Source organism: Rhodococcus spongiicola, assembly GCF_004011835.1.
In the GTDB taxonomy this organism is placed as follows: Bacteria; Actinomycetota; Actinomycetes; order Mycobacteriales; family Mycobacteriaceae; genus Prescottella; species Prescottella spongiicola.
In genome coordinates, this window is sequence record NZ_RKLN01000002.1 from 60287 (window position 1) to 85347 (window position 25061).

Consider the following 25061-nt stretch of genomic DNA (forward strand, 5'->3'; position numbering starts at 1 on the left):
GAGGGATCGGATTCATATGGGTCGTATGTTCGGCACGGACGGCGTGCGTGGTTTGGCGAACGCGGAGTTGACTGCGGAACTGGCGTTGCGGGTGGCCGCCGCGGCGGCCGAGGTACTTGCGCCGCCGGACCGGCAGAGACCCACCGCTGTCGACTCTGCGGCTGCGCGGCCCACTGCGGTCGTCGGACGTGACCCCCGCGCGAGCGGTGAGATGCTCGAAGCTGCCGTCACAGCCGGACTGACCGCGGCCGGCGTCGACGTGATCCTGGTCGGAGTCGTCCCGACGCCCGCGGTCGCCTTCCTTACCGGTTCGTACGGCGCCGCGCTCGGCGTGATGATCTCCGCCTCGCACAACCCGATGCCTGACAACGGCATCAAGATCTTCGCCGCAGATGGGCACAAGCTCGAAGACGAGGTGGAGGAGCGGATCGAGTCCGCGATCGAGACCGGTCCCACACGTCGACCGACCGGTGCCGGCATCGGTCGGGTCGAGGTCGCATCGGACGCCACCAGCCGGTATCTCGCCCACCTCGCGGGTGCGGTGGACATCGGACTCGACGGGCTCACCGTCGCGGTCGACTGCGCGCACGGCGCCGCGTCGACCGTGGCGCCCGACGCCTACCGGGCGGCCGGCGCCACCGTCATCGCGATCAATGCCGACCCGAACGGCCTCAACATCAACGACGGGTGCGGGTCCACGCACCTCGAGGCGCTGCAGCGTGCCGTCGTCGAGCACGGAGCCGATCTCGGCCTCGCCCACGACGGCGACGCCGATCGCTGCCTAGCGGTGGACGCGACCGGCGCCGTCGTCGACGGGGACGCAATCATGACCGTCCTCGCGATCGGTATGCGCGAATCCGGTGAACTCGCCGACGACACGCTCGTCGCGACCGTCATGAGCAACCTCGGTCTTCACATCGCGATGCGGGAAGCCGGTATCAAGGTGCGTACGACCGCCGTCGGTGACCGCTACGTGCTCGAGGAACTCCGCGCGGGCGGTTTCAGCCTCGGTGGCGAGCAATCCGGGCATGTCGTGCTCCCGGGCCACGGTACGACCGGTGACGGTGTCCTGACCGGCCTGCGCCTGATGGCCCGTATGGCGGCGACCGGCAAGTCGCTGGCCGAGCTGGCGGGCGCGATGACCTCGCTGCCGCAGATCCTGATCAATGTCCGAGTCGCGGACAAGGCCGCCGTCGCGGCCGCTGCGCACGTGCAAGATGCGATCGTCGCCGCCGAGTCGGAACTCGGGGACACCGGACGGGTGCTGCTGCGCCCATCTGGAACCGAGCAGCTCGTGCGGGTCATGGTCGAGGCCGCCAACCCCGAAACGGCCCTTCGTATCGCCGAGGCGTTAGCGGAGAAGGTAGCGTCCACCTAGTCTTCGCCGAACCGCCCGGGGGAACCACGTGCGTCGAAAAAACGAAGACTCAGAATCGACAGCGCGGAGGGTGGAGCAATGGCAGAGGTGGTCTCGATCGATGTCGGGAAAGCACGGGCGGCGGTGAGCGCGTTAGGTGCGAGCGTCGAACCCCTCGACCGAGCCGCCGAGAATGTCACCCGATGTGAGTTCGGGGCGTCGACGTTCGCCGTGGTCGACCCCGCGCATGAGCAGGGAATTCGCGAGGGCTATCTGCGGTTGGCCCTCGCAATCGGCGCCTGGGTGCCCGCGTCGGATGTCGCTGGACAAGAATGCGGTGACACTGCCGACGTCTACCCGCGGCAGAATTCGGCGGCCATAAGCGACGTTGTGGCCTGCAGCAGACGGTAGTGCAGACGACCCTCGACGCCGGTGTACGGGCCTCCCCTATTTGCGCTATGTCTGTCGCGAGGAGCCGCTGTGGTCGCCCGGTTCGGGTGTGACCAGTTCCCTCGTTACCGTGATCTTCGGGCTCCCTGCTCCGAAAGACGCAGCGTCGAGGCCGGACCGATGTGACCTTGGGCTAGCGCCCGAGGAGGTGGCCGATCTTTCCGCTCATGCGGTGAGCTGCCGCGTCACGCGGGTCCAGGTTGTTGTCGGTTTCGTCCCTCGTCGCGGGATGAGTGCCGGGGAAGTGGGCGTCGGCATCCGAGAACACCGCGTAGGTCCGGTCGTCGGTGAGGTGTCGCAGCAGAAATCCCGTGAGTAGCGCACGTGTCACGTGCTGAGTGTGACGCTCGGCCCCGCCCACTCCGAGGAACCCGAGGATCCGCCTTCCCTCGACGAGCCCATTGCTCGAACCCTTGTCGATCACCCGCAGCAGGCTTTCCCCCCGCCACTCGTCGTCGAGCGCCAGGGCATCGCTGCTCAGCGAGTCCACGTCCTTGGCGCCGGCGAGGATCAGGCCGGGAACGTCGATGCCGGCCGCGGCGGCCACTGCGGACGGGGCGGTCGGGGCGGGGAACAGGGCGGCGATCGCCTTCGCGCGATCGTCCTGCGAGGCAGCGAGGACGGCGATACCCGCGCCCATACCGTGCCCGGCGTACGCGAGTCGGTCGGGGTGGACGCTGATGCGACCGGGGCCGAGTCGGACCCCGGTACAGATGTCGAGTGTGGTGCGCAGATCAGCGGCCAGGCCGAGGTGCGACGGTACCGGTCCTCTTTCGGTGCTCGGGGCCGCGGCGACGATGCCCCACGAGGCGAGGTGCTCGAGCGTGCCGGCATAGTTCGCGGCGGTGGTCATCCAGTCGTGGGCGAAGGCGACCGCGGGCAGGTTGAAGCCCTCTGCCGGGGTGTAGACCACGCCGGGTTGACCTGCTAGAGCCAAGTCGCCACGCAGCACCCGGTGCGGGCCGCGCTTGGACAGCTTGGATACCAAGGACTTAGGTGTCTGCGCCACGGGTGTGACGGTATCTGATCGACAACCGAGTTCGCTCCGCACGGCCGTCCAAGTACGCTGATTAACCATGTGCGGAATCGTGGGTTACGTCGGCCACCGCCAGGCTCTGGGTGTCGTGGACGAGGCGTTGAAGCGAATGGAGTACCGCGGCTACGACTCCGCCGGCATCGCGATCCTCGACGGTGAAGGCACCTTGAAGACCGAGCGCAAGGCTGGACGCCTGGCCAACCTGCAGGCCGAACTCGACGAGGCCGGACGGGACACGTTCGTCGGTACCGCCGGCATGGGGCACACTCGGTGGGCGACTCACGGCAAGCCGACCGACCGCAACGCGCATCCGCATCGCGACACCACGGACAAGTTCGCGGTGGTGCACAACGGCATCATCGAGAACTTCGCGACGCTGCGCGGCGAGCTCGAGTCGTCCGGTGTCGACCTGCGCAGCGACACTGACTCGGAGGTCGCGGTTCACCTTGTGGCCCGCGCGTACGAGGACGGACCCACGAAGGGCAACTTCCTGCAGAGCACGTTGTCGGTGCTGCGCCGTCTCGAGGGTGCGTTCACGCTCGTGTTCGCTCACGCAGACGACCCCGACATGATCATCGCGGCGCGCCGGTCGACGCCGCTGGTCGTCGGCGTCGGTGAGCGTGAGATGTTCGTCGGTTCGGACGTCGCGGCCTTCATCGAACACACCCGGGACGCGATCGAACTGGGCCAGGACCAGGTTGTCGCCATCACAGCCGACGGCTATTCGGTCACCGACTTCTTCGGGAATCCGGGCGTCCCGACCCGGCCCTTCAGGATCGACTGGGACCTGCAGGCCGCCGAGAAGGGCGGCCACGATTACTTCATGCTCAAAGAGATCGAGGAGCAGCCGGCCGCAGTCGCCGACACTCTGCGCGGTCACCTCGTCGACCAGAACATTGTCCTCGACGAGCAGCGTTTGTCCGACCAGGAGCTACGCGATGTCGACAAGGTCTTCGTCGTCGCCTGCGGCAGTGCTTACCATTCCGGGCTGCTCGCGAAGTACGCGATCGAGCACTGGACCAGGCTGCCGGTCGAGGTCGAACTTGCGAGCGAGTTCCGTTACCGCGACCCGGTGTTGGACCGGTCCACTCTCGTTGTCGCTATCTCGCAGTCGGGTGAGACCGCCGACACACTCGAGGCCGTCAAGCATGCCAAGGATCAGAAAGCCCGTGTGCTCGCGATCTGCAACACCAACGGTGCCCAGATCCCGCGTGAGGCCGACGCGGTCCTGTACACACGGGCGGGGCCGGAGATTGCCGTCGCTTCCACGAAAGCCTTTCTCGCTCAGGTGACCGCGAACTACCTTGTGGGACTGGCCTTGGCGCAGGCGCGGGGCACGAAATACCCCGACGAGGTCGCCCGAGAGTACGCCGATCTGGCCGCGATGCCGGAGTTGGTGTCCCGAGTGCTCGAGACGGTGGAATCGGTGAGGGAACTCGCGCGCAAGTTCGCGCAGTCACCGGCGGTGTTGTTCCTGGGCCGTCACGTGGCCTACCCGGTGGCGCTCGAGGGTGCACTCAAGCTCAAGGAGCTTGCCTACATGCACGCTGAGGGCTTCGCCGCGGGCGAGCTGAAGCATGGTCCGATTGCTCTGATCCAGGATGGGTTGCCGGTCATCGTGATCATGCCGTCGCCCAAGGGACGGGCGGTTCTGCACTCGAAGTTGGTCTCGAACATCCAGGAAATCAAGGCGCGTGGTGCGACGACGATCGTGATTGCCGAGGAGGGTGACGAAGCGGTGCGCGCACACGCCGATCACCTCATCGAGCTCCCGGCGGCGCCGACGCTGCTGCAGCCGTTGTTGTCGACGGTGCCGCTACAGGTTTTCGCGGCCGAGGTCGCGCAGGCTCGCGGACTGGATGTGGACAAGCCGCGCAATCTCGCGAAGTCCGTCACCGTCGAGTAGGCGAGCGGTCCCGGCCGCTCGCTCCTGCATCGGCGTCACTGCACCACGACGACTCCATGCATGTCCGGGTGCAGCGAGCACGTGTAGTCGTAGGTGCCGGGTTCGGTGAACGTGAACTGCCACGTGCCCGAGGTGCGTAGTGGGCTGCGCAGGACGGATTCGGCGTCGCCGACTCCGACGACGTCGTGTGGGGCGCCGCGGTCATCGAAGACCCACGTCACGGTCTGACCGGCCGTGATGGTGATGGACGACGGCGAGTACGACATGTTCGTGACCTCGACCGTGAGTGCTTTGTCCGAGTCGGTCGGCTGGTCGACCGTCGCGGCAGTCGTGCACCCGGAAATAGTTGCGATCAAAGCGATTCCGGCAATAAGCGCGCCGGCGGATGTCTTCATGGGATTGAGCGTAGTCTGAACGCCATGTCCGCCCGTGAGTCCGCACACGACGGCGCCCCGCGCTGGATCGATTCGCAGACTTCCGACGTCGATATGGCTGTGCTCACGACGCTGGGCGACGTGTACGAATCCCGTTACTCGACAGGCAGGTTCGGCAGCGATGGTTTCGTGGGGAGCCGCGTCGCCGAGAGGCCGAAGCCCGTCCGGACGGCGAACGGTTAGACATGCGGCCCTACTACTCGACAGCACACGTCAAGGCGGCCGAGGCGCCGCTGCTGGCGAGCTTGCCCGAGGGCACGCTGATGCGCCGTGCCGCCTACGGCCTCGCACGGATCGCGGCCGACGAGTTGCTGTCACGCACCGGGGGGATCGTCGGACGCCGGGTGACGCTTCTGGTGGGTTCGGGCGACAACGGAGGCGACGCGCTGTGGGCCGGGACCATGCTGCGACGTCGCGGTGCGTCAGTCATCGCGGTGCTGATGAATCCGGCGCGCGCCCACTCCGCGGGCCTGGCTGCGCTATTGGCCGCGGGCGGGCGAGTGTCACAGGATCCCGGAAACCCGGACCTGGTGCTCGACGGCATCGTCGGCATCTCAGGTAAGGGACCGCTACGTCCGGCGGCCGCCGCGATCGTCGAGCAACTCGGCGCGCCGATCGTGGCGGTGGACCTGCCCAGCGGCGTCGATCCCGACACCGGCGCCGTCGACGGTCCTGCTGTGACTGCATCGGTCACGGCCGCGTTCGGAGCGCTGAAACCGGTCCACGTCCTCGCGGCCGCACGTTGTGGACGGGTCGAACTGGTGCCGATCGGCCTGGATCTGCCGGAGCCTGACCTGCTCGCGTTCGACGCGGCGGACGTGGGCCGACTGTGGCCCGTCCCCGGTGCCGAGGACGACAAGTACACCCAAGGAGTCGTCGGAGTCGTCGCAGGCAGTCGAAGCTATCCCGGAGCCGCGGTGTTGTCGTCGGGTGCGGCGGTCACAGCCACCGCCGGCATGGTCCGTTACGCCGGCCGGGCTGCGGCTGAGGTACTCAATCATTGGCCGGAGGTCGTCGCGGCGCCCTCGCCCCGTGAGGCCGGACGGGTGCAGGCCTGGGTCGTCGGCCCCGGGATCGGCACGGACGACGATGCCCTCGACGAGTTGCGCACTGTTCTCGCGTCGGATCTGCCTGTGCTGGTCGATGCCGACGGGCTCAACCTCGTCGCCGCCCGCACCGAACTGGTACGGGGCCGGAGCGCGCCGACCCTGCTGACACCCCACGCGGGCGAGTTCGAACGACTCACCGGGGTCGCGCCCGCACCCGACCGAGTCGCGGCGACACGGACACTCGCCGAGCAGTGGGGCGTCACGGTCCTCCTCAAGGGTCGGGCCACCGTGATCGCGGACCCGCACGGTCGGGTTCACGTCAACGAGGCGGGCGGTTCATGGGCGGCGACCGCCGGGTCTGGAGACGTCCTGTCCGGCATCGTCGGAGCGCTGATGGCGACGGGCCTGACACCGGCCATCGCCGCGGCAGCGGGAGCGCGGGCCCATTCGCTTGCGGCCAATCTGGGTGCGTGGGGAGGCTCCGTAGAAGCCGGAGACGCAGAAGCCGGAGACGGCGGCCCCGCGCCGATCTCCGCGTCGGTGTTGTTGTCCCATCTGAGGTCCGCGATCCAGATACTTCGCGCACATGCAACTGTGTCCTGAATGTTCGGGTGTACCCGAGGGTCCCGTTCGTCGTGATGAGTGGCAGGATCGAACGCCGTGACCATTACCGCGCAGGAGCCTGACACCGAACCGGAGACCACGCGCGCCGCCTCCGCCCCAGACGCCCCGTCGTCCGCGGCAGCGCCCCAGGCGGAAGCGGTGATCGACCTCGATGCGGTGGCGCACAACATTCGCATCCTGCACGACCATGCCGGCGATGCGTCCGTCATGGCAGTGGTCAAGGCTGACGCGTACAGCCATGGTGCCGTTCCGGTGGCCCGGGCGGCCCTTGCCGCCGGCGCGCACGAACTTGGTGTGGCGACACTCGAAGAAGGCCTCGAACTCAAGAACGCCGGTATCTCCGCGCCTGTCCTCTCGTGGCTGCACACCGCGGACGCCGACTACGCGCCCGCCATCGCCGCGGGGGTGGAATTGGGGCTGTCGTCGCCGCGGCACCTCGCTGCGGTTGTCGCCGCGGCACGCCGTGTGGGTGAGACCGCGACGGTGACGATCAAGATCGAAACCGGCCTCAATCGCAACGGTGTGTCACTCGAGGAATGGGACGACTTCCTGGTGGATCTCGCTCGCGCGGAGGCGGAGCGCGCGATCCACGTCAAGGGCATGTTCTCGCATCTCGCGCACGCCGACGAACCGCACCACCCGGTGATCGACGATCAATGCGAGCGGTTCACCAGGGCACTCGACGACGCCAAGCGCGCCGGTCTCGTAGTGGAAGCCTCGCACCTGGCGAACTCGGCGGCCACACTCACCCGTACTGACCTGCGGTTTGAGATGGTTCGGCCGGGAATCGCGATATACGGGCTGTCGCCGGTGCCGAGGATGGGCACCTTCGACTTGAGACCGGTCATGACGTTCCGATCGAGGGTGGCTCTGGTGAAGAAGGTTGCAGCAGGGGAGGGTGTGTCCTACGGGCACACGTGGATCGCGCCGCACGACACGACCGTGGCATTGCTGCCGGTCGGCTATGCGGACGGCATCCCGCGCGCGCTGAGTGGGAAGTTCGAGGTGTGGCTCGGGGACGACCGCCGTCCGGGCATCGGCCGGGTCTCGATGGACCAGGTCGTTGTCGACCTCGGTCCGGACGGGGCGGGCGTCAGGGAGGGTGACATCGCGGTGTTCTTCGGGAACGGCGAGCAGGGTGTGCCGCACGCGCAGGAGTGGGCCGAGGCGCTCGACACCATCCACTACGAGGTGGTGACATCGGTGCGCGGGCGGACGGTCCGCACCTTCGTCGGAGGACCGGACGGTCCGTCATGAACCTCGTGAACAGGCTCGGCCTGTTCGGGGGCGTGGTGGGCGTCGCCGCGATAGGCACACTCGCGGGGTTCGAGGTTGTGAAGTCCGTGACGAGGCGCCAGGGACCGGAGATCTACGGATCCGAGAACTTCGAACTCATGAGCGGCGACCGCAGTCGGGTCGTCACGACCGAGGACGATGTGCCGCTGCTGGTTCGTGAGGTCGGTCTCGCGGACGCCCCGCTGACCGTGATCTTCGTGCACGGGTACTGCCTGCGGATGGAGTCGTGGCACTTCCAGCGTAAGCAACTCGAACGGATGTGGGGCGACTCGGTACGGATGGTGTTCTACGACCAGCGTGGGCACGGCGGGTCGGGGATGCCGGCCGCCGAGAGTTGCACAATTGCACAGCTGGGGCGTGACCTCGCGGCGGTGATCGGCGCCGTCGCCCCGACGGGTCCGGTGGTACTCGTGGGACACTCCATGGGCGGCATGGCCATTCTGGCGATGGCGCGTCAGTTCCCGGAGTTGTTCGACGACAAGGTGATCGGCATCGGTCTGCTCGCGACGACGGCGGCCGGTCTGAACCAGTCCGGGCTCGGGCGCAATCTCGACAACCCCGTGATCGACGCATTCCGGCTTGCCGTGCGTACCGCGCCGGAAGTTGTGCACCGGGCCCGCGGCGCCGCGCGCGCGATCATCTCGCCGATCCTGCGCGCCGCATCGTACGGCACCGAGGTGAGCCCGCGGCTCGTCGCGTTCTCGGAGAGCATGCTCAACACGGTATCCGTGGTGACGATCGTCAATTTCCTCGAATCGCTGGAACTGCACGACGAGTCCGAGGCGCTACCCGTGCTCGCGGACACCCCCGCACTGGTGTTGTGCGGCGGCGCCGACATGGTCATCCCGTTCCGCAGTTCGAGGTCGCTCGCGGCGAAGCTGCCGCGGGCCGAGTTGGTGCGGGTGCGCGGCGCGGGCCATCTCGTCGAGCTCGAGTTCCCCCAGGCAACCTCCGACGAGATCGATCGGCTGGTCCGGCGGGCCATGTCGCGCCGTCAGGATCGAGAAAATTCCACGCCGGCAGGTGAATTGGAGCGGTCGGATGCCGTCTGACCCAGGTACCGGGAGTGGCAGTGCGACGCTACCCACCACTGAGGACACCGAGGCGCTGGGGCGAAGGTTGGCCCGCGACCTCGCCGCCGGGGATCTCGTCGTGCTCGACGGGCCGCTCGGGGCGGGGAAGACCGCGTTGACCCGAGGGATCGCGGCGGGGCTCGGTGTGGAGGGGCGCGTGACGTCACCGACCTTCATCATCGCCCGCGAGCACCGTCCGGGTGTCCGACCCGACGGCGGCGCCCCGGTCGCCCTGGTCCATGTCGATGCCTACCGGCTGGGTGAGGCCGGTGGAGGCGGTGCGGTCGACATGCACGACCAACTCGACGCGCTCGATCTCGACACCGATCTCGCCGGCGCGGTGGTCGTTGTCGAGTGGGGAGAGGGCATCGTTGAGCACCTCGCAGAGCGGCATCTACGCGTGCGGCTCCGGCGTGAGCCGGGGTCGGACGTTCGCACCGCGACGTGGGAGTGGGTGACCAGCCCCAGGGCACGCTGACCCTGCGGTAGGCGGCCGAGAACGTGACTTCAGGCCCGGTTCGGTGGACTTGAGGGCGCCGCCGCAGGGTCCGCCTTGCTGAACCGGCGGTCGTGTGCGACTGCGACCCATGCGGTGATCACTGCTGGTATCACGAAGACCGTGTGGCCCAACCAGTTCGAGAAGATCGGGTTGAAGATGTGGAAGACGGTGTAGCCGAATGCGCCGGACTCGATGAACACGATGAGTAGATACATGGCCAAGGTGAGAACGGCAGCCAGTGGAAGTGCCCGCAGGCACGCCCGTCGCGACCGCTGAGCGACCAGCCACCCGGCGGTCGCGGCCGTGACGCCTGTGACAGCAAGTGTGATCAGGATCGCTCTGTACCCGTAATAGCCGACCTCATCCGCGAAGACGCCGAGTACGCCCATGACAAGTGCTCTGACTACCGGCACCGACAGAGCGAGTGCAGCACCGATCCCCGCCCTCAAGCGACTGCGGGCAGCCACCGACACGGCGAACGCCAGCCCGACCGATATGACCAGGATTTGGGTGTAGACGCCGGTCCACCCGAGGTTGCCGGCCGAGTAGGCCCGCAACACGAAGGCGATCAGAACGGAGGTCCACAATGCCAGATGCCCGACGAGCAGTCGGGCCAGCTCGGTTCGCTCATTCGACCAGAAGTCGACTGGAGCAGCGTCGCGATCGGAGCGCTGGGTTCCCAGACGCGGGGGCGATTCATCCGGTTCAGGCACGTCGACGATTGTCGCCCATCTCGATGGATGCCGCGTATATGCCGTGGAAGGCGGTACGAGCGCTCTTACTCGGTGGTCGCGCGTGAGACTTCGGCTTCGGTAGCGACGGAAAGCAGGGGTCAACCGGTCCCGGAGGCCGTGTGCGTCGAGGGTAGCCTGGTACATCGTGCTTGTGCTTGCCATCGACACCTCAACTCCGGCGGTTACCGCGGGCGTCGTGCAATTCGACCCTGAGTCCGACGCCGGTGTTGCGCGGGCGTTGGCGATACGACTGACGGTCGATGCCCGAGCGCACGCGGAGGTCCTCACCCCACAGATCCTCGAATGCTTCACCGAATCCGGATACAGCCCTTCGGATCTCGATGCCGTTGTCGTCGGGGTAGGCCCCGGTCCGTTCACGGGACTGCGCGTCGGCATGGTGACCGCGGCAGCTTTCGGTGATGCGCTCGGCCTTCCCGTGCACGGGGTGTGCAGCCTCGACGCGATTGCCGCTGATGTCGGTGACGATCGGGACTTGTTGGTGGTGACAGATGCTCGTCGCCGCGAGGTGTATTGGGCGCGCTACTCGGGTGGGCGACGGGTCGAGGGCCCCGAGGTGATCAAGCCGTCCGAGCTCGCCGCGGCGCCATCCGAGGCGATCGCCGGATCGGCATCGCATGTGGACATGTTCGACCTCGCTGTCGCGCCGGTGGAGACGCCGTCACCGACCGGTCTGGTAGCGGTCGCGGCGCAGGCGTTGCGCGTCGGGGTGGAGCCGGAGCCGTTGGTTCCGTTGTATCTGCGTCGGCCGGACGCGGTGGAGTTGGCGGACCGTCGCAGATGAACTTCCGCATCGTGCCGATGACCGACGCCGACGTCGACCGTTGCGCGGAGTTGGAGCAGGTACTGTTCCCCGGCGACGACCCGTGGAGCGCGCAGGCGTTCCGGTCGGAGCTGGCGGGCCGCCACAATCACTACTTCGCGGCACGTGACGAGGCCGACGTGCTGATCGGGTACGCCGGGGTGGCTCTGCTGGGCACGAGCGTGATGCCCGAGGCCGAGGTCCACACGATCGGTGTGGATCCGAAGGTGCAGCGAGGTGGCATCGGCGTTGCGCTGCTGTCGGAACTGCTGCGGGTCGCGGACAAGTGGGGTGGCCCGGTGTTCCTCGAGGTCCGCACCGACAACGAGCCTGCGATCGCGCTGTACAAGGGCGAGGGTTTCGAAATCGTAGGCACCAGGAATCGGTACTACCAGCCGAGCGGCGCGGACGCCTTCACGATGCGCCGTCCCCCTCAGGGCAAGGAGTGACGGCCATGATCGTGATGGGTATCGAGAGCTCGTGCGACGAGACCGGTGTCGGACTCGTCCGGTGGCTCGGTGACGGTCGGTGCGAGTTGCTCGCCGACGAGGTGGCCTCCAGCGTCGACCAGCACGCGCGCTACGGCGGCGTCGTGCCGGAGATCGCGTCGCGGGCGCATCTCGAGGCCATGGTCCCGACGATGACGCGGGCGCTCGCGGCCGCGGGAATCGAAAAGCCCGACGCCGTCGCAGTGACCATCGGCCCCGGCCTCGCCGGAGCCCTGCTCGTCGGGGTTGCTGCAGCCAAGGCGTACGCGGCCGCCTGGGGCGTGCCCTTTTACGCGATCAACCACCTCGGCGGCCACGTTGCTGTGGACACCATCGAGCACGGCCCGATGCCGCCGTGCGTTGCCCTGCTCGTCTCAGGTGGACATACACACCTGCTTCACGTCGAGGAGTTGGGTCGCAGGCCGATCGTGGAGTTGGGCACCACGGTGGACGACGCTGCCGGCGAAGCGTTCGACAAGGTGGCCCGGCTGCTCGATCTCGGGTTCCCCGGTGGGCCCGCACTCGATCGTCTTGCGCAGCGAGGTGACCGCGACGCAATCGTGTTCCCACGCGGTATGACCGGTCCGCGGGATGCCCGCCACGATTTCTCGTTCTCGGGTCTCAAGACCGCGGTGGCCCGCTTCGTCGAGGCGAAGCAGGCTGCGGGAGAACAGATTCCGGTCGCCGACATCGCGGCAGGGTTTCAGGAGTCGGTCGCGGACGTGCTGACGATGAAGGCCGTACGTGCGGCTCAGGACGTCGGTGTCGACACCCTCGTTCTAGGTGGCGGCGCGACCGCCAACTCGCGGATCCGTTCCCTCGCGGAAGAGCGATGCGGAGCTGCAGGCCTCACCCTGCGCGTGCCGAGCCCACGGCTGTGCACCGACAACGGGGTGATGATCGCCGCGCTCGGGGCGCACCTGATCGCCGGTGGTGCCCAGCCGTCGCGGCTCACCTCGGCAACGGATCCGGGACTTCCGGTTTCGGTGAGCCAGGTTCGAGACTGACGGCAGAACCGACGGCCGGCGGCGCGAGCTCCGTCTGCTGGGCTTGCTGGTCGTCGTTCGCCAGTCTCGTGTCCGGGACGAGACTGGGAAGCCAAGCGGGCAGTTCCGGCCACTGAGGCGGAATCCAAGGCAGCGTCGTTGTCGTCGGCGGAGCCGGCTCGGGTGTCGTCGGTGGAGTCGGCTCAGGTGTCGTCGTCGGAGTCGGTTCCGTCGTCGTGGGGGACTGCGTCGGGTACGTGTATGTCGGCACCTGGATCACGGGGACCGGGAGCGTCGGTGCGGACGCCGGCCCGGCCGACGGCGTGCCCTCCACGGGGCCCGCTGCTGGCTGCTCCGTGGTCGGGTTCGTCGTCTCGACGAGGTTGCCGGCGGGTGAGTAGTCGCTCGTGCTGTTCGGGATCACCTGAGTGACGCCGTAGCCGAGTAGCAGACTGCCCACCACGAACGCTCCGAGGACCACTGCAGACGCTCGTCTACCGGACCCGGCGATGACTGGGAACTCCTGTCGTGAGTCGGAGCCTGCCAGCAGTGCTGCACCCTTGGCGGTCGCGGCCTGGGGTTCGTCGATGACGATGGTCACGCCGTCGAACCGGGCCTCGAGCGCAGCACCCACCTCGGGGACATTTCCTCCGCCACCGACGAGGACGACTGCTTCGGGTTTGTTCCGGGCGCGCCCGGCCGCGGCGACGACGAAGTCGGCGACCCTGGAACCAATCCAGTCGGCGGGCTCACTGGCTGTGACGCCACCGTTCACGGCGGACGTTCGGTCACGGACCTCGACGGTGCTACTGGCAGGGTCGAGGACGGTGACGGTCAGACCGGATGCCCCGAGATCGGCGAGGACGACGGAACCGTACTGCTCGACGAGTCCGGTGCTTTGGAGGTAGGTGAGCGTCGCGACGATCTCAGGCACGAGGCGTATCGGGCGTCTCTGGTTCTTGGCGGCGGACCGGAGCGCAGCAGCCTGGTATTCGGTGCGGTACGCGACGGCGATCGCATCGGGTTCGATCCGCTGGTTGGGGACCTGTGTTGTCATCAACCCGATCGCCGACAGCGCAAGATCTCCGAGATCGGTGTGGGTACCCAGATCCGCGGGAATCGTCCGGTACTCGACCGACTCGCTGCCGGTGTCGTCGGTGGTGAAGAGTGCGCCACAAACACCGGCCGCTCCTGCGGAGATCCCGACTGCACTGCGCATTGTCCACCTCCCGTCCTCGGTTCCCGGAATGTCTTCCGCTCGTCGGTCGCGTCCCACACGGAATCGCGCGTTGCCCATACCCATCGTATCGGCATCGTTACATGAACGTTACAGACTATCCGTTCGTGATGCTCGCTACGGTGTGTCGGTGCAGGTCACGGCAGGCACCCGCGGTAGAACGGGCCTAACGATTGCTTGCGGCAGCGGCACTGCGGAAGCGAGGGCAAATGTCCGACGGCCGGCAACTTCATGATCTGGACCACCGCCAGCGGCGGCGCCTGCTGTGGCTGGCGGTGTTACGCCCGCTCACCACCGTCCTGCTCCTCACCCTCGCGTACTTCGTGTTACCGATGGGTCGGCTGTCGAGCGCCGGGGCAGTGCTGCTCCTCGGCGGTGGACTGGTCTTCGTCATCGCGCTGTGCACCTGGCAGGTCTGGCGGATCGTGCACTCGCCGACACCGGCACTCAGGTCAATAGAGGCCCTGGTAGTCACCGTTCCGGTGTACCTGTTGGGTTCTGCCACGACGATCTTTCTGCTGGCACAGATGGACCCAACGGCGTTCACCGAATCGCTGACCCGCATCGACGCGCTCTACTTCACCCTGACCGTGTTCGCAACGGTCGGGTTCGGCGACATCGCAGCGGTCCACCAGGCTGCCCGCGCCGTTGTCACCGTGATGATCGTCGGAAACCTCGTGATGCTTGCGGTGGGAGTCAAACTCCTGATGCAGGCGGCGAAGTGGGGCAAGGCACGCCGCGAGAGCGACGAGTCCGACTAGCGGCGCCCGTCGGCGCGTGCTGAATGGCGCCATCCAGCACGGTGCCGAATGGCGCCAATCAGCCGCCGATCAGCGCATTGTCCGCAGGACCAGTTCGACGTTGTGATCCGGTGACCCGCCGAGTAGAGCCGGGTCGGCGTGGATGTCGTTGAACGAGAACTCCCGGTACAGCGACGCCAAGCCGGTGGGACTGAAGTCGTCGTAGTCGACTTGGTACGGGCTGTCGGCCTCGAACAGCGTCGTCAGCAACGACACGGTTCCGTCCTCGTTGTCGACGATCTCGATGATGCGGCCCTGCTGTGGGAAGTCGATGTGCGAAGCCGTGTTGATCTCCCAGAAGCTCTGCTCCGGCGTCTGTCCGACCTGCGGCGTGATCCGGTTCTCGTGAGTGTGGCCGTTGACCCACGCGAGGACATTCGGGAAGCGGTGCAGCAGGTCCACCAACTGAGCGCCCTTGATCCGGGGTTCCTGCGGGCGCTCGGGATCGGGGCGAGTGTTCGCCATCGACGTGCTGGTGTGATGGCTGAACAGCACGAAGTAGGTGTCAGTGCGATCCTGTGTGACCAGGGAGCCGTCGGTCTCGTAGTACTTGCTGCTGCCCGCGAGCAGCGTCTGCTCGATCCACTCGAACTGTTCTTCGCCGAGAGAGCCGTCGACGAAGCCGGCACGGTTGGTCGAGTCCATGCTGATTCCGATTACGCCGGGCGCGATCTCGAAGGTGTAGTACCCGATCCCGGACTCGGCCGCGTCGGGTGCGAAACCGTGTCCGACTGGGCCGGGCCCGGTGTTGGCGGGATCGAGGTGGGCGGCGATGAACTCGCGGGGGGTGAACGGCGTGCGGCGCTCGTCGGGAGTGACCGTGCGCGGGCGGGTGGTGATTGCCGACAGCAAGTTGAGCAGATCGGTCGGGTCGGAGCTCATGGCACTCGACATTTGTGCCGACTGGTTGGCAGAGTCGGGCACCTCGAACTTCTTGCTACCCGTGTACATGTTCTCGAAGAACGAAATTCCGTTCGGAAGGGTCCCCTGGACGGCGTCGTCGTGGTTACCGAAGACGCAATACCACTTGGTGTTAAGACCCGGGCTGACGACCGGCTGGAGCGCCGCGCCCAGCAGGCCGGGAATCTCCGGGAAGCCGGCCTGCTTGTAGATGTCCTGGATCGACGACTCAGGATTCCAGTACAGGTCGGCGCCGGAGTTCTGCACTCCCTCGTACTGCGCCGGATCGCCGCTGTTGGGAGTGATATCGCCGCCGTTGAGGGCAGCGAGGAACCAGTCGAGTTCGATGAACTCCTTGTTGTCGGTGTTGTCGCCGGTAGTGACGACCGCATCGAATTCGCGCTGGGTGTGCGGTCCCATCCGAAGGGAGTTGACCCGGTTGACCAGGGAAATCAGGCCCTGCGCGGTCATGGTCTCCTGCGGCCGGTATGCGGAGGGTTGGAACGGGTGAACGTATTCGAACCGAACTGGCGACTGGGCGTCGAGCACGTGGACGTCGGTGAGCTGGACCAGCGACGCGAGCGCGGTGCGACGGTCCTCACGGCCCGCTTCGGGGTCGGCGAGGTCGTTTCGGACCACGAGCGGCCAGCCTTGTCCGGCGGTGAGTCGACGGTAGCCACTCGAGCCGAGGGGTACGGCGACGGACTCGAGTGTGGTGCCGGCGATCGATGACGGTAGCGGCGCGGCGAGCGCACGGCCGATGAGCGGATTCCACGACCCGTTGCCCAGGAGAGGGAGACCCGCGACCCCCAGTGCTCCGACTCCAGCAGCGCCGAGAAACTTGCGTCGATTCATATCGTTCATCTTTTGATGCCGACCGTTCATCCGAGGTTTACCTACGGCGGGTCAGTGTAGGTGAAAAATTCATCAAAAGCTGCCCCATCGGCCGATTCGTGCGCTCGTTTCACTACGAAATTCCTCGTCGATAGCTCGAAGCCTGGCATATAGGAAAAATAGGGCAGACCGGACGGTTCACGCTTTTGGCCCAGAGCTGTGCTGTCGTCCGAACGTTCAGTCTTTTCTTTTGGGCGTCCGGAATTCTCTGCGTGTAATTCCCCGCTACCACCCCGGTGGGACAGCTCGGTCTAACCGCGCCCGTTCTCACCCGAATCGAGGCGCACACCCGCGACCAGCCCGTAGTGGTCGGAACCGACGACGTGTACGCGCTCGAGTGAGATGGCCCGAGCACCCTTTGTGAGGACGTGGTCGATCCCCACAACCGCCGGATAGCGCCTGTCGGCCGGATACGTGGGCAGGACGCCGGCGCCCGTCTGATCCGCTGCATCGACGTACCCGCTGCGCCGCAGTTCGCGGAACTTGCGGTGCGCGTACGTGGCATTGAAGTCGCCACTGACGATCACGTTCTCGTGCACTGCAGTCGAATCCATCTCGTCCCGCAATCGCTCGAAGTCCGCGGTCCAGTCGGCCGCCGGTGCAATGAATGCGGGCATGGGATGCACGTTGTACAGCACGACGGGCTCTTCGAGCCCGGCATCAACGTCTACGACCAGATTCGTCAGCGCCATCCCGTCGACCCTCCGCCCGTTCTCCAGCGGCAACCTGCTGTAGATTCCGGCTCCGCCTGCTCCCGTCACATCAGGTTCCAGGAACGTGTGCGGCAGAACGTCTTCGAGTCCGGCCGCTCGCAGTGCGTCCACCGAAGGCTCGGTCAACTCCTGGATGGTGAGCACGTCGACGTGCCGATCACGCACCGACTGCACCAGAGCCACCGGGTCGGCAGATCCCACCATGATGTTCGACTGCATCACGCGGATCGACGGACCCTGCGGGTCGGTATCGCCCCCTGCTGCTCCTGCGACCCACAACGGGCCGAATGCCCACGCGCCCAGCGCGAGGATAAGGCTCGAAATCCCTAGCAGTGTCCACTGCCGGGCCGCGGCAGTGACGAATGCACCGACTATGGTCACTACCAAGAGCAGGGGAGCGAACGAGGCCGCCGCGATGATCACGTTGTTCGAGGCGGCCGAACGGAACACGGCGAGCGCGACCATTCCCGACGCGATCCCGGTACCACCGGCGACTACCGCTGCCCGGCGAACCGCGATCGAGCCTGCCATCGGAACCCCCCACACGTCGGCGATCAGACGTTGCAGCCTATCCGTCCCGCCCGGTCTCGGAGCCCGGCCTCGCGTTTCCTGCCGAAATCCCCCCGGGAACCACCACAGTCACCGAGAACTGTTAGCCTTTGCCCTCGCCCCTACCCGGCCGGTTCTGTTTTGATTATTGGACCCTGATTATTGGACCCGACTCGACAATGCAGGGGAAAGAATGAGGAAGACCACCGCCGATCGGCTTGAATCTTGGCTAGTTGCGCTCGTGACCGCGGCCTTCGCATTCGTGATCATCGGCGATTTGGCGGAGCATGATTGGTGGACCGCGGGATTACTTACTGTCTCGGGAATCGTCCTCTTAACAATCTACCGAAGCGACCGCTCGCGATCGCGCCGAGGGGGAGATTCAAATGAACAACCGGATGGGACGGCCATACCCGCTTCCGCGATAGAAACTGCTGTAGCTACCACGAACAGCGAGGTAGCGGCCGTGAAGGCCGTCCGAGAGAAGTTCCCAAACCTAGGACTCAAAGATGCACTGATGCTTGTGCGAGCTAGCTCGCGACAGTTCAGGGAATAGCCAGATCCCGAATATGGCTCGAGTCGTTCACCGCGGGATCAGCCCCGTTAACAGCCATACACCCACTGCCGTCAGAACAAAATTCGCGATCAGAACGGCGGCTGGCACGCCTGTGTCGCGAGTCTTACGCGAAGTCTTCTCCATTATTCCGGAGCTTACAATTCCAACGGATCCGGCAAACATGACAACAGCCCCATCCACACCCTTGTCGTATCCGAACAAGGCGCTGACAAGGAGTGCTGTACCGGCAAAAGCGGCTACACCGCACATTCCCATGAATACGTTGTGGAACGTCTGGTAGTGCTTCGGGTTCAAGCTGGAGGTGAACATCATCTACTTCCCGTGCTGAAGTGCCATCATCTGTATTGCAGGGAACAGCTTTTCGCGGCAGCAGGATACCGCGCTGTCGGTTGGTTCGGGAGGAATGTCAACAGACCGAGTGCACTGCCTGCGGTCCGAGTGCCGTGGGCTCGGTCGGGCGGCGCCGCCCTTGAGTGCTGGCACTCTCGTGTATAGAGTGCTAGTCGACGCTGAGCGAGCCCCGGCACCCGCGACGACGGGGCTCGTGAGGAGTCACCGTGGTGACTGAACTGATCGTGGTCCGAGGAACCGCCTCGGACCCAACGAACCCCTGAAAGTGGAGGGCCCATCGTGGCGAGCGTGAACATCAAGCCGCTCGAGGACAAGATCCTCGTCCAGGCCAACGAGGCCGAGACGACGACTGCCTCCGGCCTGGTCATCCCCGACACGGCGAAGGAGAAGCCCCAGGAGGGCACCGTCGTCGCCGTTGGCCCCGGCCGCTGGGACGAGGACGGCGAGAAGCGCATTCCGCTGGACGTCCAGGAAGGCGACACCGTCATCTACAGCAAGTACGGCGGAACCGAGATCAAGTACGCCGGCGAGGAGTACTTGATCCTGTCGGCTCGCGACGTGCTGGCTGTCGTCGCCAAGTAAGCCTCACGCCTCCCGCCCCGGAGTTCCGCATCGGACCCGGGGCGGAGTGCGTTCTCCGGCCGAAACCCTGAAACCCGCTTCGGGACGAAAACCCTGAGCCCAGGAGAAGCTGAATCAATGTCCAAGCAAATTGAGTTCAATGAGACGGCTCGACGCGCCCTCGAGCGTGGCGTCGACCAGCTCGCTGACGCCGTCAAGGTCACCATCGGCCCACGTGGTCGGCACGTCGTGCTCGCCAAGGCTTTCGGTGGCCCCACGGTCACCAACGACGGTGTGAGCATCGCCCGCGAGATCGAGCTCGAGGACCCGTTCGAGAATCTCGGAGCGCAGCTCGTCAAGAGCGTCGCCACCAAGACCAACGATGTTGCGGGCGACGGCACCACCACCGCCACCGTGATCGCTCAGGCGCTGGTCAAGGCCGGCATGAAGAACGTTGCGGCAGGGGCGAATCCCATCGCGCTCGGCGTCGGGATCGGCAAGGCGGCCGATGCCGTGTCCGAGGCGCTGCTCGCCGCCGCGACCCCGGTCGAGGGCAGGGAGTCGATCGCCCAGGTCGCCACCGTCTCGTCGCGCGACGAGGAGATCGGCGACTTCGTCGGCGAGGCAATGACTCGTGTCGGCGTCGACGGTGTGGTCACGGTCGAGGAGTCCTCGACTCTGCACACCGAGCTCGTCATCACCGAGGGCGTCCAGTTCGACAAGGGTTTCTTGTCGCCGTACTTCATCACCGACGTGGACACGCAGCAGGCCGTCCTCGAGGACGCGCTGATCTTGCTCTACCGCGAGAAGATCAGCTCGCTGCCCGAATTCCTCCCGCTGCTCGAGAAGATCGCCGAGTCAGGCAAGCCGGTCCTGATCATTGCTGAGGACGTCGAGGGTGAGGTTCTGTCGACCCTCGTCGTGAACTCGATCCGTAAGACGCTCAAGGTCGTTGCGGTCAAGGCGCCGTTCTTCGGTGACCGTCGCAAGGCGTTCCTCGAGGACCTGGCCGTCGTCACCGCAGGCACCGTCATCACCGCCGACATGGGCATCTCGCTCAAGGAAGCCGGCCTGGAACTGCTGGGTACCGCCCGTCGTGTCGTCGTCACCAAGGACGAGACCACGATCGTCGACGGCGCAGGCACGGAGGCAGACATCGCCACCCGCGTCGCGCAGCTGAAGCGCGAGATCGAGACCACCGACTCCGACTGGGACCGCGAGAAGCTCGAGGAGCGCCTCGCGAAGCTGGCCGGCGGCGTGGCGGTCATCAAGGTCGGCGCCGCCACCGAGACCGACCTCAAGGAACGCAAGTTCCGTGTCGAGGACGCGGTCAACGCTGCCAAGGCTGCGGTCGAGGAGGGCATCGTCCCCGGTGGTGGCTCGGCCATCGTCCAGACCGGTCAGGTCCTCACCGATCTTGCCGCGTCGCTCTCGGGTGATGAGGCCACCGGTGTCGAGGTGGTGCGCACCGCGCTCGAGTCGCCGTTGTACTGGATCGCGAACAACGCAGGCCTCGACGGCTCCGTAGTGGTCAGCAAGGTCACTGAGGCCGCCAAGGGCCACGGTTTCAACGCCGCGACCCTCACCTACAGCGACCTCCTCGCCGACGGTGTCGTCGATCCGGTCAAGGTGACCCGCTCCGCGGTCGTCAATGCAGCCTCCGTCGCCCGCATGGTGCTCACCACCGAGAGCGCCGTCGTCGACAAGCCGGTCGAGGAAGATGAAGATACCGGCCACGGCCACGCTCACTGACCTCGGCAACAGCTGAGTTGAAAGACCCCCGGACGAATTCGTCCGGGGGTCTTCAACTTTCGGGTCAGATGAGGGGAAGAGACGCGAACATGTCGCCCGTCGGCTGCGTCGACCCCCCGGACGGCTCCACGGTGAAGCCGAGCTGCGTCGCACCGTCGATGTTCTCGAGCACTGCGGTCGTAGTGGGCGCGACCTGTCCGGGACTCATCGTTCCCGCCGGGGTCTGCTGGTCTCCGCGCACCAGCCACATTTGATACACCGTGTCCGGCCTGGGCGGAGTGACGCCGTTCATCACGAGCATCGCGGCGTTCGCTTCCCTGGAATACATCGCGGTCGCGGTGCCACCGCCCGGGATCTCCGCGGACGACGACTGCATGTCGGGGGCATCGAGGATTTGCGCGGCGACCGGCATCGTCGGCGGTGTCTGCGTGAACTCGCTTCCGATCACGATGCCCCCCACAAGCAGCGCTGCGGCAGCCGCCGCCGAGGCAATCGCCATCCGCCAACGCCGTTTGTTGGCTCGGCGTTTCGAGACCTCGTCGCCGGACACCCGACGTAGCAGGTCGTGGCGCAGCGATGCCGGTGGCGTGGCAGCGACGAGTGAACTGGCGGCCGCCATCGTCTCGTGAGCCAACCGCACCGCGGTGTCGAACTCGGCTCGGGTGGTCTCGTCGGCACCGGCGAGGCGTGCCTCCAGCTTGCTCCGGTCATCGTCATCGAGGGCATGGAGGGCCAGGAGGTGCGCCCACTCGATCAGGTCGTCGTCCATCTCACCTCACCCCCAGACATCCTCGGAGTCTTACCAATCCGTCCCTGATCCGGGACTTCACGGTCGGTACTGCGACTCCGAGTTCCGCTGCTACCTCGCGGTACGTGCGACCGCCGTAGTACGCGAGGGTCACCGACTGCCTCTGGATGTCGGTCAGCGTCTGCATGCAGTCGAGAACGGCCTCGCGCTCCGCCCGCCGCGAGACTTCTTCCGTGACCTCGTCGAACTCGTCGGTCCGGTTGGTGGTCTCGTAGACGAACTCGCGATCGGTGTGCGACTGCTCCGACCGGACCCGGTCCACGGCCCGTCGGTGCGCGAGCATCATCAGCCATGACAGCGGCGAACCGCGTCGCGGATCGAACGTGGCGGCGGACTTCCACACCTGGATGTAGACCTCCTGCGCCGTCTCCTCGGTGTATCCCGGATCGCGAAGGATCCGCAGGATCAAGCCGTAGACGCGGGAACCGGTGCGGTCGTAGAAGTCGGCGAACGCTTCGGTATCGGCGGAAGCGATGCGCTGCAGCAACATCCTCAGATCCGCCGCCTCGTCGGCGCGCACATCGACGAGGCGGCGATTGTCTGCCGGGCAGGCATCATCGCCGCCGGCGGATCCGGCCGCGTTCACGTGTCCTCGTTCGAAGGCATCGAGGATCACCGTAGCGTCCGCGGGCCGGATCTTCCGGGATTGGTGCGTCCTTCGGGTCGCCCCGGCGTTCGAGTGCACCGGTCCAAGCCTCGAATCCAGCTCGGCATCCTAGCTCGGCATCAGGACCGAATCGATGAGGTACACAGTGGCGTTCGCTGTCTGCACGCCACCGCACACGACACCGGCCTCGTCCACCTTCAGGTTGTCTCCCGACCCGGTGACCGTCACGTCCGAGCCCTCGACGGTGGTGTGCGTCCCGTCGACCTGGTCCGGTGCAAGCTGTCCGGGGACCACGTGGTACGTGAGGATGTCGGTCAGCAGGGCATCATCGGTCTTCAACTGCTCGATAGTCGCGGGATCGACCTTCGCGAACGCTTCGTCGGTCGGTGCGAAGACCGTGAACTGGTCTCCGTTGAGCGTGTCGACCAGATTCACGTCCGGATTGAGCTCCCCGGAAACAGCGGCAGTCAGAGTCGTAAGCATCGGATTGTTCGAGGCTGCGACCGCGACGGGATCCTGAGCCATGCCGGCCACGGAGCCGGGGCCCTCGGGAACCATCTCGGCGTAATCGGCACAACCCGGCCCAACCAGATTCGCGGCCGGTGCGGCCGTGCCGTTCATTGGGCTCTCCATCGTCGTCGTCGGACTCGGGGCTGTCGTCGTCCCATCCGAGTCGTCGTCGGTCGCGCAAGCACTCAGAACGAGCAGCGCGGCCGAGGCTGTGGCGGCGACGGCGAAAGTGCGGGTCTTCGTGATCATGGGTCTGCCCTCCCGGCAGTTGCTCCGAGCAGTATCGATTGAAACTGTCGATAGGGACTTCGGAGCGAGCGGCAGCCCGGATGGGTGGCGTTGTGTGAAAAGTTCGCAAGCGATCCGAACGCGTCCTGGCGGTTGATGGCCCCGCGCGCGACGACAACCGGTGGGCGGCGGAGGGATTCAGGCGATTCGGCGGCGGATCTGCCGGGCGAGCGTCCCTCGCTCCGACTCTGACAACCCACCCCAGATCCCGTACGGCTCGCACACCGACAGGGCGTGGCTTCGGCACTGGTTGAGAACGGGGCAGCGCCGGCACGTCTCCTTGGCCCGGCTTTCCCGCTGTGCTCGGGCGCGGCCACGTTCGCCGTCCGGATGGAAGAAGATCGAGGAATCCATACCGCGACACAGCCCGCGCATCTGCCAGTCCCAGACGTCGGCATTCGGGCCGGGAAGACGATTCGGAACAGGCATCAGGACTCCTCTGTCAGCAGGCTCGCGATGATGCTGCAAGCAGCCCGTCACCCCCCGGGATGACGGGACCAATGAAAATGGCCACGCACACGTAACCGTAATGGGCGGTACGAAATCGCGTCAACACCCTCTGCCAGTGGCGATTCCGATAATTTCGGAGCGAAGAGTTAACGGGATGTTCATTTATGTCATTTACCCCAAGGCGCCGGATCGCTTGAGTCCGTGCAGGTAGAGCAGGCAAGTAGCTGAGCGATCCACTGGAGTGATTTCGTCGCCCGGCCTGCCGAAGAGTGCGGTTTGGTTATTCCCGTTAACCCCGCTGGCACAAATTCTTAAACTCGAGAGTGGGCCGAAGGGTGGTGGCGCATTCGTGGGTCGGATGCGTGTTCGGCAGCGCCGGTCGGGGCCGCGGTGTCCGATTTGTTGGGTGTGATCCGGCATCGGGTCGGGTCGGGCAGTCCGTAATGGGATACTCGTCGGATGCTTCGCGACGTTGCGTTCGGCCCGGATCCGGGCCGATACCCGCTGCCGGTGCCCGGCGACGCCTGCGGACGTTGGCTCCGCGGCGTGGCGCTCGGCGGGCAGGGCCGCTACGCCCAGGCTCGCGCCGATCTCGAGATCGTGCGGCGCTCGACGGCTCAGCCGGCGGTCTTGTCGCTGGCGGCGAGCACTCGGGCGTCGCTTCTCAGGCAACTGGGATCCCATGCGCGTGCCTCCAAGTACGACGGTGAGGCTCTCGCCCTGGTCGGGGTGAGTCGCTCGCGTGATCCCCGGGATGTGCCCCTGCTCGACGAGGCACGATGCGACGCGCTGACCGGGCTCGCGGCAGATGCTCTCGGCTGCGGTCGACTCGCCCTGGGGCGGCGATTGCTGGCGCGTTGCCGGGACTATCTGGACGAGGTCGAGGATCCGGACACTCTCTGGCGCCAGCACGTGCGCCTGGACTGGGTGACGGCGGAGATCGCGCTCGCGGCGGGTGACTTCGAGACCGCGACGACACACTCGGCGGCCGCCGTCGCGCGTTCCGCGGACTCCCCGTCGGTTCGTCACCGCATCAAGTCGGCCCTGCTGTTCGCGGCGGCCGCTACCGGATCGCCGGAATCCGATCGCGCTCTGCAGGCGGCCGAGCAGGTGCTCGCCGACAGCGGTACGTACGGACTGGTGCCGCTGCGGTGGGCGGCAGCGATGCTCTTGAACGGTGTACGGCCGAACGCCGCCGCGCGGGCCGTACGAGACGACTGTGCAGCCGTGTTGGCTCGTCGGGGTGGGAGGTTCGCGACATGACCGCTGAATTTTCGGACGGGGCGTCGTCTCGCCGGATTGTGTCGTTAGT

General features: G+C 66.3%; 26 protein-coding genes. 15 read left to right on the plus strand and 11 right to left on the minus strand.

Annotated features, from left to right (window positions below):
- Nucleotides 1-16 precede the first annotated feature (16 nt).
- Nucleotides 17-1378, plus strand: a complete 1362-nt coding sequence (glmM, locus tag EF834_RS05015; protein ID WP_127946146.1) for a phosphoglucosamine mutase — start codon at nt 17-19, stop codon at nt 1376-1378.
- A 78-nt stretch (nt 1379-1456) separates the two neighbouring features.
- Nucleotides 1457-1768: an N-acyl-D-amino-acid deacylase gene (locus EF834_RS05020; RefSeq protein WP_127946147.1), complete on the plus strand. Its 312-nt coding sequence runs from the start codon at nt 1457-1459 to the stop codon at nt 1766-1768.
- A gap of 172 nt (nt 1769-1940) precedes the next feature.
- On the opposite strand, the gene EF834_RS05025 is transcribed toward EF834_RS05020, so the two are convergent.
- Nucleotides 1941-2816, minus strand: coding sequence for a dienelactone hydrolase family protein (locus EF834_RS05025; protein ID WP_127946148.1), 876 nt, complete (start codon nt 2814-2816; stop codon nt 1941-1943).
- 67 nt (nt 2817-2883) lie between these two features.
- On the opposite strand from EF834_RS05025, the gene glmS reads away from it, so the two are divergent.
- Entirely contained in the window at nt 2884-4749 is a 1866-nt protein-coding gene (glmS, locus tag EF834_RS05030; RefSeq protein WP_127946149.1) for a glutamine--fructose-6-phosphate transaminase (isomerizing), read from the plus strand.
- Nucleotides 4750-4784: 35 nt separating this feature from the next.
- Here glmS and EF834_RS05035 read toward each other — a convergent pair whose 3' ends face one another.
- Nucleotides 4785-5144 (minus strand): cupredoxin domain-containing protein, encoded by a 360-nt coding sequence (locus EF834_RS05035; protein WP_127946150.1) that lies wholly within the window; start codon nt 5142-5144, stop codon nt 4785-4787.
- 24 nt (nt 5145-5168) lie between these two features.
- Here EF834_RS05035 and EF834_RS05040 point away from each other — a divergent pair, with 24 nt between their 5' ends.
- From EF834_RS05040 to tsaE, 5 genes are all read left to right on the plus strand, one after another.
- Complete coding sequence (locus EF834_RS05040; protein WP_127946151.1) at nt 5169-5366, plus strand: hypothetical protein; 198 nt, start codon at nt 5169-5171, stop codon at nt 5364-5366.
- Nucleotides 5367-5368: 2 nt separating this feature from the next.
- Complete coding sequence (locus tag EF834_RS05045; protein ID WP_127946152.1) at nt 5369-6835, plus strand: NAD(P)H-hydrate dehydratase; 1467 nt, start codon at nt 5369-5371, stop codon at nt 6833-6835.
- 159 nt (nt 6836-6994) lie between these two features.
- A complete protein-coding gene (gene alr, locus EF834_RS05050; RefSeq protein WP_235871043.1) occupies nt 6995-8113 on the plus strand; it encodes an alanine racemase in 1119 nt (372 codons plus the stop codon).
- Nucleotides 8110-9204: an alpha/beta fold hydrolase gene (locus EF834_RS05055; RefSeq protein ID WP_127946154.1), complete on the plus strand. Its 1095-nt coding sequence runs from the start codon at nt 8110-8112 to the stop codon at nt 9202-9204. Before alr ends, EF834_RS05055 begins: the two co-directional genes overlap by 4 nt.
- Nucleotides 9194-9703 carry a tRNA (adenosine(37)-N6)-threonylcarbamoyltransferase complex ATPase subunit type 1 TsaE gene (tsaE, locus tag EF834_RS05060; RefSeq protein ID WP_127946155.1) on the plus strand — a complete coding sequence of 170 codons (510 nt, stop codon included), beginning with the start codon at nt 9194-9196 and terminating at the stop codon, nt 9701-9703. The genes EF834_RS05055 and tsaE overlap by 11 nt, the downstream gene beginning before the upstream one ends.
- A gap of 29 nt (nt 9704-9732) precedes the next feature.
- On the opposite strand, the gene EF834_RS05065 is transcribed toward tsaE, so the two are convergent.
- Complete coding sequence (locus tag EF834_RS05065) at nt 9733-10437, minus strand: hypothetical protein (protein WP_127946156.1); 705 nt, start codon at nt 10435-10437, stop codon at nt 9733-9735.
- A 166-nt stretch (nt 10438-10603) separates the two neighbouring features.
- On the opposite strand from EF834_RS05065, the gene tsaB reads away from it, so the two are divergent.
- The 3 genes from tsaB to tsaD are packed head-to-tail and all read left to right on the plus strand — an operon-like array spanning nt 10604 to nt 12773.
- Nucleotides 10604-11260 (plus strand): tRNA (adenosine(37)-N6)-threonylcarbamoyltransferase complex dimerization subunit type 1 TsaB, encoded by a 657-nt coding sequence (gene tsaB, locus EF834_RS05070; RefSeq protein ID WP_127946157.1) that lies wholly within the window; start codon nt 10604-10606, stop codon nt 11258-11260.
- Nucleotides 11257-11727, plus strand: coding sequence for a ribosomal protein S18-alanine N-acetyltransferase (rimI, locus tag EF834_RS05075; RefSeq protein WP_127946158.1), 471 nt, complete (start codon nt 11257-11259; stop codon nt 11725-11727). Before tsaB ends, rimI begins: the two co-directional genes overlap by 4 nt.
- A gap of 5 nt (nt 11728-11732) precedes the next feature.
- On the plus strand, nt 11733-12773 hold the full coding sequence (tsaD, locus tag EF834_RS05080) for a tRNA (adenosine(37)-N6)-threonylcarbamoyltransferase complex transferase subunit TsaD (RefSeq protein WP_127946159.1): 1041 nt from the start codon (nt 11733-11735) through the stop codon (nt 12771-12773).
- Here the strand turns inward: tsaD and EF834_RS05085 are convergent.
- Entirely contained in the window at nt 12718-13971 is a 1254-nt protein-coding gene (locus EF834_RS05085) for an exopolyphosphatase (RefSeq protein ID WP_127946160.1), read from the minus strand. The two genes, tsaD and EF834_RS05085, sit on opposite strands and share 56 nt — an antisense overlap.
- Nucleotides 13972-14198: 227 nt before the next feature.
- Between EF834_RS05085 and EF834_RS05090 the strand changes: the two genes are divergently transcribed.
- The gene (locus tag EF834_RS05090; protein ID WP_127946161.1) at nt 14199-14750 is read left to right on the plus strand and encodes a potassium channel family protein; all 552 of its coding nucleotides are present in this window, start codon (nt 14199-14201) and stop codon (nt 14748-14750) included.
- A gap of 69 nt (nt 14751-14819) precedes the next feature.
- On the opposite strand, the gene EF834_RS05095 is transcribed toward EF834_RS05090, so the two are convergent.
- From EF834_RS05095 to EF834_RS05105, 3 genes are all read right to left on the minus strand, one after another.
- Complete coding sequence (locus tag EF834_RS05095) at nt 14820-16553, minus strand: TIGR03767 family metallophosphoesterase (RefSeq protein ID WP_127946162.1); 1734 nt, start codon at nt 16551-16553, stop codon at nt 14820-14822.
- Between the two features lie 281 nt (nt 16554-16834).
- Nucleotides 16835-17827, minus strand: a complete 993-nt coding sequence (locus EF834_RS05100; RefSeq protein WP_127946163.1) for an endonuclease/exonuclease/phosphatase family protein — start codon at nt 17825-17827, stop codon at nt 16835-16837.
- Nucleotides 17828-18428: 601 nt separating this feature from the next.
- A complete protein-coding gene (locus tag EF834_RS05105) occupies nt 18429-18734 on the minus strand; it encodes a hypothetical protein (RefSeq protein WP_127946164.1) in 306 nt (101 codons plus the stop codon).
- A gap of 318 nt (nt 18735-19052) precedes the next feature.
- Here EF834_RS05105 and groES point away from each other — a divergent pair, with 318 nt between their 5' ends.
- Both groES and groL read left to right on the plus strand, forming a co-directional pair.
- Nucleotides 19053-19355, plus strand: a complete 303-nt coding sequence (groES, locus tag EF834_RS05110; RefSeq protein ID WP_127946165.1) for a co-chaperone GroES — start codon at nt 19053-19055, stop codon at nt 19353-19355.
- A 117-nt stretch (nt 19356-19472) separates the two neighbouring features.
- Nucleotides 19473-21086, plus strand: coding sequence for a chaperonin GroEL (groL, locus tag EF834_RS05115; RefSeq protein ID WP_127946166.1), 1614 nt, complete (start codon nt 19473-19475; stop codon nt 21084-21086).
- Nucleotides 21087-21150: 64 nt separating this feature from the next.
- Here the strand turns inward: groL and EF834_RS05120 are convergent, their stop codons facing one another.
- The 4 genes from EF834_RS05120 to EF834_RS05135 form a co-directional block, all read right to left on the minus strand.
- A complete protein-coding gene (locus tag EF834_RS05120) occupies nt 21151-21855 on the minus strand; it encodes an anti-sigma factor (RefSeq protein ID WP_127946167.1) in 705 nt (234 codons plus the stop codon).
- A 1-nt stretch (nt 21856) separates the two neighbouring features.
- On the minus strand, nt 21857-22480 hold the full coding sequence (locus tag EF834_RS05125; RefSeq protein WP_408014472.1) for a sigma-70 family RNA polymerase sigma factor: 624 nt from the start codon (nt 22478-22480) through the stop codon (nt 21857-21859).
- 129 nt (nt 22481-22609) lie between these two features.
- Entirely contained in the window at nt 22610-23260 is a 651-nt protein-coding gene (locus EF834_RS05130; RefSeq protein ID WP_127946169.1) for a fasciclin domain-containing protein, read from the minus strand.
- A gap of 177 nt (nt 23261-23437) precedes the next feature.
- Complete coding sequence (locus EF834_RS05135) at nt 23438-23728, minus strand: WhiB family transcriptional regulator (protein ID WP_127946170.1); 291 nt, start codon at nt 23726-23728, stop codon at nt 23438-23440.
- Between the two features lie 480 nt (nt 23729-24208).
- On the opposite strand from EF834_RS05135, the gene EF834_RS05140 reads away from it, so the two are divergent.
- Complete coding sequence (locus tag EF834_RS05140) at nt 24209-25012, plus strand: hypothetical protein (protein ID WP_127946171.1); 804 nt, start codon at nt 24209-24211, stop codon at nt 25010-25012.
- The last annotated feature ends 49 nt before the right edge of the window (nt 25013-25061 follow it).

Bases quoted from the DNA above. Each gene is read 5' to 3' on its own strand.
- glmM (WP_127946146.1), top strand. From the start codon at position 17: ATGGGTCGTATGTTCGGCACGGACGGCGTGCGTGGTTTGGCGAACGCG.
- EF834_RS05020 (WP_127946147.1), top strand. From the start codon at position 1,457: ATGGCAGAGGTGGTCTCGATCGATGTCGGGAAAGCACGGGCGGCGGTG.
- glmS (WP_127946149.1), top strand. From the start codon at position 2,884: ATGTGCGGAATCGTGGGTTACGTCGGCCACCGCCAGGCTCTGGGTGTC.
- EF834_RS05035 (WP_127946150.1), bottom strand. From the start codon at position 5,144: ATGAAGACATCCGCCGGCGCGCTTATTGCCGGAATCGCTTTGATCGCA.
- EF834_RS05040 (WP_127946151.1), top strand. From the start codon at position 5,169: ATGTCCGCCCGTGAGTCCGCACACGACGGCGCCCCGCGCTGGATCGAT.
- EF834_RS05045 (WP_127946152.1), top strand. From the start codon at position 5,369: ATGCGGCCCTACTACTCGACAGCACACGTCAAGGCGGCCGAGGCGCCG.
- EF834_RS05055 (WP_127946154.1), top strand. From the start codon at position 8,110: ATGAACCTCGTGAACAGGCTCGGCCTGTTCGGGGGCGTGGTGGGCGTC.
- tsaE (WP_127946155.1), top strand. From the start codon at position 9,194: ATGCCGTCTGACCCAGGTACCGGGAGTGGCAGTGCGACGCTACCCACC.
- rimI (WP_127946158.1), top strand. From the start codon at position 11,257: ATGAACTTCCGCATCGTGCCGATGACCGACGCCGACGTCGACCGTTGC.
- tsaD (WP_127946159.1), top strand. From the start codon at position 11,733: ATGATCGTGATGGGTATCGAGAGCTCGTGCGACGAGACCGGTGTCGGA.
- EF834_RS05085 (WP_127946160.1), bottom strand. From the start codon at position 13,971: ATGCGCAGTGCAGTCGGGATCTCCGCAGGAGCGGCCGGTGTTTGTGGC.
- EF834_RS05090 (WP_127946161.1), top strand. From the start codon at position 14,199: ATGTCCGACGGCCGGCAACTTCATGATCTGGACCACCGCCAGCGGCGG.
- EF834_RS05095 (WP_127946162.1), bottom strand. From the start codon at position 16,553: ATGAACGATATGAATCGACGCAAGTTTCTCGGCGCTGCTGGAGTCGGA.
- EF834_RS05100 (WP_127946163.1), bottom strand. From the start codon at position 17,827: ATGGCAGGCTCGATCGCGGTTCGCCGGGCAGCGGTAGTCGCCGGTGGT.
- EF834_RS05105 (WP_127946164.1), bottom strand. From the start codon at position 18,734: ATGATGTTCACCTCCAGCTTGAACCCGAAGCACTACCAGACGTTCCAC.
- groL (WP_127946166.1), top strand. From the start codon at position 19,473: ATGTCCAAGCAAATTGAGTTCAATGAGACGGCTCGACGCGCCCTCGAG.
- EF834_RS05120 (WP_127946167.1), bottom strand. From the start codon at position 21,855: ATGGACGACGACCTGATCGAGTGGGCGCACCTCCTGGCCCTCCATGCC.
- EF834_RS05130 (WP_127946169.1), bottom strand. From the start codon at position 23,260: ATGATCACGAAGACCCGCACTTTCGCCGTCGCCGCCACAGCCTCGGCC.
- EF834_RS05135 (WP_127946170.1), bottom strand. From the start codon at position 23,728: ATGCCTGTTCCGAATCGTCTTCCCGGCCCGAATGCCGACGTCTGGGAC.
- EF834_RS05140 (WP_127946171.1), top strand. From the start codon at position 24,209: ATGCTTCGCGACGTTGCGTTCGGCCCGGATCCGGGCCGATACCCGCTG.